Origin of the sequence: Muricauda brasiliensis (genome assembly GCF_003057865.1) — a bacterium.
GTDB classification, from domain to species: domain Bacteria; phylum Bacteroidota; class Bacteroidia; order Flavobacteriales; family Flavobacteriaceae; genus Flagellimonas; species Flagellimonas chongwuensis.
Genome location: NZ_QBTW01000018.1, coordinates 88614 through 101798 on the forward strand (window position 1 = coordinate 88614; position 13185 = coordinate 101798).

7 protein-coding genes are annotated in these 13185 nt (G+C 42.9%); 4 read left to right on the top strand and 3 right to left on the bottom strand.

What is annotated here, in order from left to right; all coding sequences use genetic code 11:
- Positions 1-234: 234 nt before the first annotated feature.
- The 4 genes from DCK90_RS14420 to DCK90_RS14435 all read left to right on the top strand — a co-directional run bounded on the left by DCK90_RS14420 (position 235) and on the right by DCK90_RS14435 (position 8263).
- Entirely contained in the window at positions 235-3213 is a 2979-nt protein-coding gene (locus DCK90_RS14420; protein ID WP_108246907.1) for a SusC/RagA family TonB-linked outer membrane protein, read from the top strand.
- Between the two features lie 10 nt (positions 3214-3223).
- On the top strand, positions 3224-4837 hold the full coding sequence (locus DCK90_RS14425) for a RagB/SusD family nutrient uptake outer membrane protein (protein WP_108246908.1): 1614 nt from the start codon (positions 3224-3226) through the stop codon (positions 4835-4837).
- Between the two features lie 37 nt (positions 4838-4874).
- Positions 4875-7010, top strand: a complete 2136-nt coding sequence (locus tag DCK90_RS14430; RefSeq protein WP_108246909.1) for a hypothetical protein — start codon at positions 4875-4877, stop codon at positions 7008-7010.
- A 107-nt stretch (positions 7011-7117) separates the two neighbouring features.
- Entirely contained in the window at positions 7118-8263 is a 1146-nt protein-coding gene (locus DCK90_RS14435) for a glycoside hydrolase family 16 protein (RefSeq protein WP_234414768.1), read from the top strand.
- Positions 8264-8383: 120 nt separating this feature from the next.
- Here the strand turns inward: DCK90_RS14435 and DCK90_RS14440 are convergent, their stop codons facing one another.
- From DCK90_RS14440 to DCK90_RS14450, 3 genes are read right to left on the bottom strand one after another with little or no spacing between them, the layout of a single operon-like run.
- Positions 8384-8566: a CPXCG motif-containing cysteine-rich protein gene (locus DCK90_RS14440; RefSeq protein ID WP_108246910.1), complete on the bottom strand. Its 183-nt coding sequence runs from the start codon at positions 8564-8566 to the stop codon at positions 8384-8386.
- A gap of 3 nt (positions 8567-8569) precedes the next feature.
- Positions 8570-9895 (bottom strand): TolC family protein, encoded by a 1326-nt coding sequence (locus DCK90_RS14445; protein ID WP_108246911.1) that lies wholly within the window; start codon positions 9893-9895, stop codon positions 8570-8572.
- Positions 9895-13182, bottom strand: a complete 3288-nt coding sequence (locus DCK90_RS14450; protein WP_108246912.1) for an efflux RND transporter permease subunit — start codon at positions 13180-13182, stop codon at positions 9895-9897. Before DCK90_RS14450 ends, DCK90_RS14445 begins: the two co-directional genes overlap by 1 nt.
- Positions 13183-13185 lie beyond the last annotated feature (3 nt).

Below are 13185 nucleotides of genomic sequence, written 5' to 3' on the forward strand. Positions count from 1 at the left end.
ATTACCCCTACAACAACTCTACATTTTCACAAATCACATCAAATTCAGCGATTTGTCAGGCAGCATAATCATACGTCTATTTTTTTCAAATCATCATATTTCTGGGGCTTTAAATAGCAAAACATCAATTTTAACCCCATAAAATTAACGATGTAGGTTTTTTATAGAGGTAGCTCCTTTGTTAAGAAGACGTTAAGCCGTTTACTTTTATGTCCAAACTAAATTTACTCAAAAATGAGATATGGATTTTTAACATGGATAGTGCTCTTATGTACTGCCTATGGATATTCACAAACCAAAACTGTAACAGGTACAGTATCCGACAACATGGGACCCATGCCCGGCGTAAACGTACTTGTAAAAGGAACAACCAATGGGGTTGTTACCGATTTTGATGGTGAATTCACCATTGACTATGTTTCCAATGATGACACCTTAGTGTTCAGTTACATTGGCTTTGTATCGCAAGAAGTGCCCGTTGGCACACAAACTGAAATCAACATTACATTGAGCGAAGACACACAAGCCCTCGACGAAGTAATTGTTGTAGGGTATGGTACCCAAAAGAAAAGTAACGTTATTGGTTCCGTTACCAGTGTCGAAGTAGAAGAGGCCACCAATGTACCTACTACCAACGTTTCCGAGATGTTGCGAGGTAGAGCCGCTGGTGTACAGGTAAATCTCGGTGATGCACGACCTGGTGGTGCTTCCAATATTGTAATTAGGGGTAACGTATCCGTTGACGGAGGAAACTCTCCATTGATTATCGTGGACGGTCTCCCTTTTGACAACCTTAATGATGTGGCACCCGATGATATTGCCAACATTGAGATTCTAAAAGATGCATCCTCAACCGCCATTTATGGATCCAGAGCATCCAATGGTGTAATCTTGGTAACGACCAAAAGGGGTAAAGCAGGTAAAGCTACTATTGACTACCATGGATATACCACCGTACAAACGTTGACCAAAAACTTTAATCAATACAATGGTTCACAATTTATAGATCTAAGAAGAGAAGCCAACAGGAACAGGTTCACGGGCGAGTATTTAAGCGATGAAAACATCTTCACACCTTTTGAACTTGAGGCCATTGAGAACCAAAACTTTGTAGATTGGGAAGATTTGGTACTTAAGGACGCCGTTATCCAGAGCCATGCGCTAAGCTTTTCCGCAGGTAGCGAAAAGACCAAGGTTTTTTCCAGCGTCAACTATTTTTCACAAGAAGGTATTATTCCAAATTCAGGTTTTGACAGAGGCACATTCAAACTAAACTTAGAACAAAAAATATCTGATAAATTGACTTTCCTAGGGATTATCAACTATCAGAACGCAAAACAGGACCGCGAAACAGGAGGAATAAACTTTACCACCATAACGCCACTTGCCCAGCCTTACACTGCGGACGGTGAGCTCCAGAAGTTTTATTTGGGCCCATCCAATACGGCCGTAAACCCCTTGTGGGACCAGAGAGAATCTGTGGATGAGACCAAAATCAACCTTACAGATGTCAACTTGAGCCTTATCTATGACATAGCGCCCAACCTAAGCTATACATTGAAAACTTTCTTAAGAAACCGTAACACCAACCAAGGAGTATATCGTTCCTCATTGCACTCTGCCGGTGATGAAGGTATCGACGGACTTGGGGTATTGTCCAACACCTTGTTCAAGCAGGTGCTTGTGGAAAATATCTTGATGTACACACCTCAAATCAATGATAGTCATAATGTGGACTTTACCGCTGTACAAGCATTCGATGAACGCCGTACCGAGTATACGCAATTGGATAAATCCGGATTCACCAATGATGCCCTCGGATTTAATGGTAACGCTACCGAATTACTGAACAATGTAAGAGATGTTTCCCAGCGTAGGCTATATTCCTTCTTGGGAAGGATTAGGTATGGTTACTTGGATAGATACCTTTTGGAAGCGACTGCACGTGCGGATGGCGCTTCGGTTTTTGCCGCAAACCAAAAATGGGGCTTCTTCCCAGCTGTATCCGTAGCATGGAAAATGCACATGGAACCCTTTATGCAAGATATCGATGCCATTAACGAAATGAAGTTTAGGGTGAGTTATGGTGCCACAGGTAACCAAGGAATAGATCCTTTAGAATCTTTAGGGGTTGCCGACGACCTCCCCTACGTGTTTGGCGATGAAACCGTGGCAGGTGCCACCGCATCATCCCGACTGCCCAACCCTGACCTAAAATGGGAGAAAACAGCAACTTTGAACGCTGGTGTGGATTTTAGATTGTTCAACAACTTTTTCCAAGGAACTTTTGAATACTACAAAGCCAACACCAACGATCTTTTATTGGATAGATCCATTGCTGGAACCACAGGTTTTAATGTGACTCGATTCAATGCAGGTGAAATACAAAACCAAGGTATTGAAGCTTCTTTGACCTCTAATATTATCCGAAAAGAAGATTTTAGTTGGTCTTTGGGGCTTGTTTTCTCCAGAAACAGAAACGAGGTAATCTCCCTCACAGGAGAGCTTGATGATCAAGGTAATCCCATCGATATAACCGATGCCAATTCAGGAAGACGTTTATCCGTTGGTCATTCCATCAACAATATCTGGCTGCCAAAATATGATGGCATTTACCAAGAAGGCGATGACATTGCCGGTTCCGGGAACCCATTGGCCCAACCAGGTGATGTTCGTGTGGTAGATCAGGACGGCAACGGACAAATAGACAATCGCGACAACGTGTTCACAAATACAGATCCTGATTGGTACGGTTCCATCACCAACACCATTACCTACAAGAACTTTGATCTGTTTGCCGATATCTACATAGTACAAAATGCAACAAGGTTAAATCCTGTTCTCGCCAATGGTGAGCTTTGGAAGGGTGCCATTAACGGTATCAGGACCAAATATTACACTCCGGAATATCCATCGACAGAATATCCAAGACCAAAACCAGATACGCACTTGCACCTGTTCCCTTTTGCTGTTAGAGATGCATCCTACGTGAGATTACGTACGCTTACATTGGGCTACAACATCCCCAGGGATACTTTCTCCAAGATTGGATTGCAAAGTGCCAAGGTATACTTAACCGGAACCAACCTGTTCACCCTTACCGATTTTAAATCGTATAGCCCGGAACAAACACCGTTGGATGCAGACGACCCGAATAGATCGGCTTTCCCTGAGACCAGAAACATAACCCTAGGTGTAAAATTAGGATTCTAAAAAAATTGTCATGAAAAATATATTTCAACATTTAATATCTAAAAAAGCAATGGCAATATTCCTTGTCGTTGCCACATTCGCATCATGCGAAAAAGAATTGGAGGACGAGCTGTTGTCCGATACCTCGGTAGACTTTCTTTACACAACACCCGAGGGCTTGGAAAATGCCGTTGTAGGCCTATACACCCTCAACAGAAATCTTTACCAAGATTTAAGCTTGAATGGAACATACCCTCTAATTCCACAGGCAAAAAGCGATTTGGGCGTGGGTATCACCGGAGAGGTCTCCCTCTACAGTCGTTTGCTTTGGGGAGCCAGTTTGGGCGATTACGGTACCACATCAGGAATCAATGCCTATTGGGTGAACTACTATAAAATAGTTGAGAGAGCCAATGCCGTCATCCAAGGCGCGGAAAATTTGGAGGATATTGAAGAAAGTAGACGAAACCAAATTCTTGCAGAGGCCAAATGTATGCGTGCCCACGCCTACTTCACTTTGTACCGACTTTTCAACAACATTTTTATTACCACGGAGCCCACTACGCCCCAGAATGCGTTTGATGTACCCCAGGACAAATCCTCCGAAGAAGAAATCTTTTCACTTCTACATTCCGATTTGGACTTCGCCATCGCAAACTTGGACTACGCTACCCCTCAATTTGGACGTTGGGCCCAAGGCGCTGCAAGACATTTGAGAGCCAAAGTGGCCATGTGGGAGAACGACTGGACCGAAGCAGCCGCCCAAACCGATGCCATCATAACAAGTGGCAGCCATAGTTTGACGGAGACCACGGCAGAAGTATTTGCAGGAGAGCTTAATCATTCCGAAACCCTTTTTGCCATCAATTTTGAAAGGCAGACCATTGGAGGTGGAGACCCCCATATCATGAACTGGAACATGGTTGCCAGCTATGCGGATGCACCCGGTCTGATTCAATCTGTTGAAAATGGCGGTGCAGGTGCTGGGTTTATTTCCTTGAACCAGTACACCATCGACCTTCTCAATGAAGACCCGAACGATACCAGAAAAAATGGCACCTACTATATTTTCGAATATCTCTACAACGACGAGACCGCAGTACCTGCCGGAAGTGAATTGGGCGACCCATTAGACCTGTACGAGAACAGCGAGGACGACCAAAACGAGTTTATGCTCTACTACAGAAGGCAAAACCCAGGAATCATCAAGTTCCTTGATGAGACTGTGGAGCCTACAGACAGAAATCATTTTAAGAACATTATGATCTATCGTTTGGCAGAGACTTATTTAATCGGTGCCGAAGCACATATGATGCTGAACAATTCCGCCAAGGCATTGGAATACCTCAACGCCGTAAGAACAAGGGCAAATACCGGTCCAGTGAACAGCATTGACCTAGAAACCATATTGGAAGAACGGGCACGCGAACTTGCTTTCGAAGGGCAACGATGGTTCACACTAAAACGTACCGGATTGTTGTACGATTACCTTTTGGACCATATGAACAACGACAATATGAACGAGTCTTACCCAGAGGGGAATCCAAAAGACATTCTTAGGGAGTACATGCAAAATTGGCCCATTCCACAGCAACAAATGGACCTTTTGGGACCCAACTACCCACAGAATGATGGGTATAACTAAACCGGCACAAACTAGCATTAACTTATAACATTGAAAGATGAAAAAGCATAATAATAACATGAACAAATCTAGTTCCAGACTACCCTTATTGGTTGTCCTAATGGTGATTGGAGTTTTGGGCACAATCATTTCTTGCGAAACGGAGGATGACATTCCGCCTCCTTCCGCCTATGTTCCACCAACGCCGGAACCAGAGCCCGAACCAGGTGAAGACTGTACCTTTTCTACCATTGTTCCCGAATTGTCCGAAGGTATGGATTTTGAGTGCGGAGGACCTGAAGTAACTTTCTTTGGGGAAAAAGATGGTTCCTTTACCCTTGAATACGTGGAAAATCCAGACCCATCCGGCATCAACACCTCGGAAACCGTGGTAGAATACACACAAACAGCCGATATTGAACCATGGGCAGGGTTCTTTTTTGATTTGGCCAGCAAAGTGGATTTCAACGAAATGCAGACCGTAAAAATTAAAGTGTACTCGCCCGCTGCAGACCAAATCGTATTAATGAAGTTTGAAGACAAGACCGATAACTCCATTGCAAAAGAAGTGCAAGCTACTACAACAGTGGCCAACGAATGGGAAGAATTATCATTCGTTTTCTCACCAAGTGATTCCGATAAATTTGATAGAATGATTCTGTTCTTTGACTTCAACGGAGAAAAGAGCGCCGAGACCACGCACTATTTTGACGACATCTTTATGAGCGAAGGTGGTGAAGTGGAAGAGCCTGTTGAAACGGGTGAACCAACCATTCCCGCTCCCGACCCAACTATCGACCCAATAGAAGTAATTTCATTATTCAGCGATGTGTACACCAACGTTGCTGTGGACACTTGGAGAACCGATTGGTCCAATGCTACATTAGAGGACATCGAAATTGATGGGAATGCAGTTAAAAAGTATAGCGAACTTAACTTTGTTGGGATAGAAACCACATCAAGTCCAATCGATGCTTCTGGGATGACCCATTTTAGAACGGATATCTGGACTGGTGATGCAACGGAGTTCAAAATCAAATTAGTGGACTTTGGAGCCGATGGTGCTTTCGAGGGAGGTGATGATGTAGAGCACGAATTGACATTTGAAGCACCCGCACAAGAAGAATGGGTGACCTTGGATATTCCACTATCTGATTTTACCGGACTAACAACAACAGAACATATTGCCCAGCTGATATTCGTGGGTGCCCCTAGTGGAGCAAACACTGTTTATGTGGACAACGTTTTATTTTATAACGAAGCAGGAGTTTCCGACACCCCTTTCTCAGGTGCTCCGGCACCTTCGGTTCCAGAAAACTTTGTGATTTCGGTATTCAGTGATGAGTATACCGATATTTCCGGTACCGATTTCAATCCAAATTGGGGGCAAGCTACTGTAGTTACACAGGAAGATATAGCTGGCAACAATACCTTAAAATATGATGGCCTAAACTACCAAGGAACTCAATTCGAAAATGCATTGGATGTTTCTGGAATGACGATGATTCATCTGGATTATTGGACACCTGATTCTTCTGACCTCAACCTATCATTAGTTAGCTCTGGACCTGTTGAAACACCATATTCCATTGAAATCACCACTGGTGAATGGGTAAGTGTAGACATTCCTTTAACCGAGTTCTCCGGAGTAGTGGATTTATCAGACGTAATCCAATTGAAATTTGATGGAAATGGAACCATCTTTTTAGATAACATTTATTTCTTTTCACCACCTCCCACAGAACCTGTAACTGGGGCACCGACCCCAACCTTGGCACAGGCAGATGTATTATCTATATTCAGTGATACCTATACCGATGTTGCCGATACCGAATTTAATCCGAATTGGGGGCAGGCAACCGTGGTTACACAAGAAGACATAGATGGGAACAATACCTTAAAGTATGCAGGTCTCAACTATCAGGGAACACAATTCTCATCTTCACTGGATGTTTCTGGTATGACGATGATCCATGTAGATTATTGGACGCCGGATTCATCGGCCCTTAATTTATCTTTGATAAGTACAGGGCCGTTAGAAACTCCATATGCATTCGAAGTAACTGCAGGAGAATGGGTAAGTGTAGACATTCCTTTGACAGAGTTCTCCGGTGTAGTTGATTTAACCGATGTAATTCAGTTGAAATTTGATGGAAATGGAACCATTTTCTTAGACAATATCTATTTCCACTAATCATATAATGAAAAACAGATCATAAATTGATTTGAGTTAGTTAATTAAGCAAACGGATGAGCTCCTTTCATACAATAGAAAGGAGCAAAATCCAACTAAGGTTTTCTATGAAAAACAAATTGTACATTCACCAAATAGTTAAAATGAGCATTTTCAATATTTCCATACTGTCCCTCCTACTGACAATTTCTTGTAGTTCGGGGGATTCAGACTCCAACGATATTCCTACTAACCTCAGCGTGGACATTTCTGTTGTTGGGTCAAACGACAACAATCCTAATGGCGATGGTTCAGGAACGGTGCAGATAACCGCTTCGGCCAATAATGCGGTCAGGTATGCGTTCCGTTTTGGAACAGGGGACCAAATCGACAGCGAATCTGGAAATATCGAACATACCTTCCTTCAAGATGGAACAAATAATCACAATATTACCGTATGGGCCTACTCCGGGTCCGGGGCGTTCGTTAACGAAAGTTACAGCGTAGATGTTTACAGGTCTGACGAAGCCTATGCTACTTTGGTTTTTTCTGATGAATTTGAAAACGAAGGTAGACCGGATGACCAAAAATGGCATTATCAAGTTATTCCACCAAACAATGGCAGCTGGCATAATGACGAATTACAGCACTATACCGATAGGGAAGAGAATTCATATGTGAACGATGGAACCTTAAAAATAAAGGCCATCAAAGAGCAATACTCCTATAACGGAAGTACAAAAGAATATACCTCGGCCAGATTGAACGCCAAGTTCGCCTTTACTTACGGACGCATAGAGGTCCGGGCCAAACTTCCTAAAACAGCGGGTACATGGCCGGCCATTTGGACATTAGGTGCAAACTCGAATGAAACCGGAAACTATTTTGGAGATCAATACGGCAATGTAGGGTGGCCTCTTTGCGGGGAAATCGACATTATGGAACAAACCGGATGGGATAAAAACAGTACCATTTCACATTATCATTGGGGAGATTTGAACACAGAGGTGTACAGCGATGAAGGAGGTGAAATAGCCGTTGAAAATGCAGATTCAGAGTTTCATTTATACTCCATGGAGTGGGACAGCGAAAGTATTAAAACCTATGTGGATGATAACTTGGTATATGAATTTCAGAATGGTAGTAACAAACCATTTAATCACGAGCACTATTTGCTCCTAAATATTGCGATAGGTGGAAATTTGGGTGGGGATGTACCTGCAAATTTTACCGAAGATATCTTTGAAATTGATTATGTAAGAATATATCAGTAAACACAAATTCCAGTGCAAAGGAGTTAGATTGCTGAGCATTGCGATTTCAAGATTTTGGAAAAGTAAAAGCTATTAACTTATTCCAACCAACCCAAAGCCGGAGTTTATACTTCGGCTTTTTTATTGTCCAATTTCCTTCGGTTCAAAATAAGTCAATTCCTGATTGTTAAACTTTGCCGTAGCCTCGATGGGATTACAACATACTTCGCAATCCTCGACATAGGTTTGTTGCGGCACAGAGCTATCCAACAAAAAGGAAATTTCTTCCCAACAGTACGGACATTGAAAAAAATGCTCGTACATGGCTTAAAATTCTACATTGAGCAGTTGACCACTAACTTGAAGCATTTGAAGTTCCGCCAATTTTGCATTGTATTTGGCTTGGCTCTTGGCCAACTCAGCATTTAACAAATTCAGCTGGGCTTGGCGAAATTCTATGGAAGTCACCTGACCAAGTTTATATCTTTCATCGGTACGGTTAAAGTTGTTCTGGTTGGTCTGTAAGTTTTTCTCCTGGACCTGTAAAACATAAAGCGCATTGGTATAACTGTCCCATGCGTTACGGATATCCCTTTCTACCTCCAACTGAATCTGTTTCTTCGCAATCTCTTGATTCTGGTAGGCAATTTTGGCATTTTTTATCCCAGTTATGGTAGTTCCTCCATCAAACAAGTTCCAAGTAAGGTTCACGGTACCTGTTACCCCTGTAGACGTGTTTTGCAAAGCAAAGGCCAATGGACTGTTGTTGTTGGACTCGTTCCAACCATACGTTCCGGTAAGTCCAATGGTGGGCAAGTAGCCACTTTTGGCTATTCTGATGTCATTGAGACCCATGTTTATGTCCTTTTCCACTATTTGAAGCCTAACGTTGTTCATTTGGGCCTCATTGTACATATTTTCCATTTGAAGACCAGGAACAAAAGTCACGGTAGTATCGGCAGAAAACGTAGCCGATAGATCACGGTTAAGAATAAGGTTCAGATCCCTCATTGTATTTCGCAATTGCTGTCTGGAATTCAACAAATTGATGCTATCCGTATTAATGTCCACCTCGGCGTTCAACACATCCAAACCCGTATTCTGCCCAAATTCGAATTGGTACTGCGCCCTTTTGAGCCTATCCTTGGAAATCTCCAGAGCCTGTTCCAAGGTAGCCGTATTCTCGGTAAGGCGGGCTGCTTCGTAATACACGGTGAACAATTGTAAAATGGTATTTTCGATGGTCTGTCTGACCTCCAATTCGGATTGTTCCGACCTTTCCTGAAAACTTTTGTAATTGTAATATCTGCCAAGACCGTCGAACAACGTATAGTTTACGTTCACTGCAGCACTGTATCTTCTCGTCTCTGCTCCTTCCGCTCTTCTTGTATCTCCGTTGGCCAAAACACCTTCCGAGTTTTGCTTATCTATACTGCCGCTGGCATTCCCAGTAACCGAAGGCAAGTAACCCGAATTTAGAATATCTGCGTTGTTCTCATCAATTAACTTGGTATTTCTAGCGACCTTAATATCCAGATTGTTTTCCAAAATTAGGTTGATTGCCTCCTGCTTGGTAAGCACTTCATCCTGAGCATTTACGGATAAGCCAAGAAATATTAATATCAGGGGTAGTCTATAAAAAAAACTTTTCATTATCTGGTCTCTTCTGCAACGTTTGGGGTTTCTTCTCCGTTTTGTGGCATATTGCTACTGTCAGTTCCGTTAAGGCTTAGATTACCTAACTGCATTTCTTCTTCATGCTGTTCGCGAATGGCTCGCTCCACTTCCTCCGGTGTAACTTCTTCACCGGTCCACAAACGTTTTGCCATAACTTTGACACTGTTTCCAAAGGAAAGCAGTAAAGGAAGCATGAGCAACGTCAAAATAGTGGCAAAAGCGATTCCATACGCAATGGAAATGGCCATTGGTTTTAAGAACTGTGCTTGACGGCTCTTTTCCAAAAGTAAGGGTGCCAAACCGGCAATAGTAGTAACCGATGTCAAGAAAATGGCCCTAAAACGTGAACGACCAGCTTCATAAATGGCATCATCGAACTTCATTCCATTTCTTAGATTGATGTTGAACTTGCCAATGAGCACCAATCCATCGTTTACCATGATACCAATGAGTGCGATAATTCCCAACATGGAAAGAATGTTGATCGGGAAACCGTGCAACCAATGTCCCCATGCCACCGCTGTTAAACTGAAGGGTACCATAAAAATCAACAATAAAGGTTGACTAATACTTCTAAAGGTGAAGGCTATGGTTATAAAAATCAGGAACAATACAATTGGACCTACAAATCCAAGTGAACCGATAAGTTTATTGGCCTCCCTGTTCTGGCCTTCATAAGATGGGCTTATGGTTGGATATTTTGCCAGAATATCGGGCAATACCTCGTTACGTATCCACAACATGGCATCTGTTCCACTAGTGGTCTCGGGATCCGTTAAATCGGAAGATACCTGAATTTCCCTTCTACCTTCCAAATGGTTGATGGCCACATCTCCTCTTTCAATGGTATACGTAGCTATTTCTTTTAATGGAATCCGGTCACCGCTTGGGGCCAGGATTCGCATCTCGTCCAAATCAGAAATTGACGACCTGTTCTCCCTATCGTAACGCACCCATACCCTAATTTCATCCTGCCCTCTCTGGAAACGCTGTGCTTGCGCCCCGAAGAATCCACCACGAACCTGATTCATTACCGTACGAAGGTCCAATCCAAGCAAATAGGCATTTTCCTTGAGTTCCAAACGTATCTCTTTGATTCCGGCCGGATCATTGTCCGTTACGTCCTTTAGGTTGGAATTGGCCTCCATAGCTTGCTTAAGCTCCATTTTGGCCGCCTTAAGCTCTTCAATATTGTTACCCAATAGCGAAACTGATACAGGGTTCCCTCCAAAGTTACCTCCTGAGCCATAAATCAAGCTTTCCACTCCAATTACCGGACCTACGAGCTCACGAAGCCTTGTGGTTACCATGTCGGCACGTATCCCATCCGGTCTTTCCTCTCCAGGCAACAGGTTGATTTCCAATGTTGCCGTGGATGAACCGGGTCCAAGGTTTTTAATCATGTTCACAAAAAGCATTTTATCCATGCCCTGTAAATATTCATCAGTCAATTCTTGGTTTACGATATGTGCTTTATCCTGTATTAGACTGATAATGGAATCAGTCACTTTCTCGTTGGTGCCGTTGGGCATTGTAAGATTTATAGATACTTGGTCACTGGCAATTCTTGGAAAAAATGCAGTTCGGATAATTCCTCCTCCAATGGAACCAAGTGTTAAAGCCAAAGCCATAAAGAACAGTGCAAAGGTCAAAAACTTGTAGTTCAGCATAAAATGGAGTGCCGGGCTATACCACTTATCCCGCATATAATTCATTATCCTATCTCCTATTTTGTTGATGACCCGTAGTTCGGCAAACACCTTGGCAATGCCTGTTTTGGGTTTATCACTTTGTGGGTGCAAGGCTTTTGAATGTGCCAAGTGAGCGGGCAATATAATCAACGCTTCTACCAAGGAAACCACTAAAGTGAGAATCACTATAACAGAGACCTCACTAAAGAATTCGCCAATTCTACTATCAAGGAACAAGAAAATAGAAAATGCCAATATGGTAGTGATGATGGCCGAAATAATTGGCGGTATCACCTCCATAGTCCCATCCAAAGCGGCCTGCACGGGTGATTTTCCATCCTCGTAATGCTGATAGATATTCTCTGCGATCACGATTCCATCATCCACCAGAATACCGATTACAATAATCATCCCGAAAAGGGATAGCACATTGATGGTTACATTGAACATGGGGGCAAAAACAAACATTCCCAAGAATGCAATGGGAAGACCAAAGGCCACCCAGAATGCCAATCTTGTATTCAAAAAGAGGGACAGGAATACCAATACCAAAATCATTCCTACAATGGCGTTCTCGGTCAAGAGTTCGGTCCGTTGGGTCAATGTTGTTGAACGGTCATCGATTACATCAAGCCGAACATTGGTATATTTTTCGTTGAAATCGCCGATATATTGCCGAACGTTTTCAGCAGAACCCATCAAATCCTCCGTATTTGTACTTGTAATCGTAACATTTACTGCAAGCTCGCCATTGAAATAGGAGGCGTTGGGGGTTTCGGAGAACCGATCGCGGATAATGGCGACATCCTTTAAACGCACTGCCCTTCCTTCCACATCTCCCCGAACTACGATATTGGATAGCTCATCCCCATAATACGAGCGGTTATTGGCTCTTATCAGATATTCTTCTGTTACTGTTTTGATATTTCCTCCCGTTACAAGGATATTGGCGTTGGAAACGGCTTGGGCGACATCGGCAAAGGACAGATTGTACGCCAAAAGACTGTTCTCGTCTACTGCAATCTCTATTTCCTCGTCAGGATAGCCATCTATTTGTATCTGTGAAATACCGTCAATCGCTCTAAGATTGTTCTCAATCTGACGGGCAATTTGTTTTAATGTTGCCAATGGAATATCTTTTCCGCTTACGGCAAAACTGATGGTCGGCCTTACAGGTTCTTGCTTGGCCACAATCAAAGGTTCCATTCCCGTTGGGAAGGTCGGCACACGATCCACCGCATTTTTAACCTCCAATAGCATAAAATCAACATTCCGTTCCTTTTCAATCTCTACATTGATGGTACCACTGTTCTCCCTTGAAGTAGATGTTACCCGTTCTACTCCTTCGAGTCCTTTGAGGTTATCCTCTATTTTTAGAACAATTCCTTCCTCTATTTCTTGTGGCGAGGCGCCTGGATAAGCAATAGTTATGGTAATGTTCCGAGCTTCGTTGAGTGGAAAAAATGATGATTTCAAGGAAAGAATCCCTACAACCCCAAAGACAAAAAATGCCAAAATAAAGACATTTACTGCCATGTGGTATTTAATAAAATACGAGATGAGATTTCTCATGGC

Coding starts and splice junctions, on each gene's coding strand:
- DCK90_RS14420 (WP_108246907.1), top strand. CDS start 235: ATGAGATATGGATTTTTAACATGGATAGTGCTCTTATGTACTGCCTAT.
- DCK90_RS14425 (WP_108246908.1), top strand. CDS start 3,224: ATGAAAAATATATTTCAACATTTAATATCTAAAAAAGCAATGGCAATA.
- DCK90_RS14430 (WP_108246909.1), top strand. CDS start 4,875: ATGAAAAAGCATAATAATAACATGAACAAATCTAGTTCCAGACTACCC.
- DCK90_RS14435 (WP_234414768.1), top strand. CDS start 7,118: ATGAAAAACAAATTGTACATTCACCAAATAGTTAAAATGAGCATTTTC.
- DCK90_RS14440 (WP_108246910.1), bottom strand. CDS start 8,566: ATGTACGAGCATTTTTTTCAATGTCCGTACTGTTGGGAAGAAATTTCC.
- DCK90_RS14445 (WP_108246911.1), bottom strand. CDS start 9,895: ATGAAAAGTTTTTTTTATAGACTACCCCTGATATTAATATTTCTTGGC.
- DCK90_RS14450 (WP_108246912.1), bottom strand. CDS start 13,182: ATGAGAAATCTCATCTCGTATTTTATTAAATACCACATGGCAGTAAAT.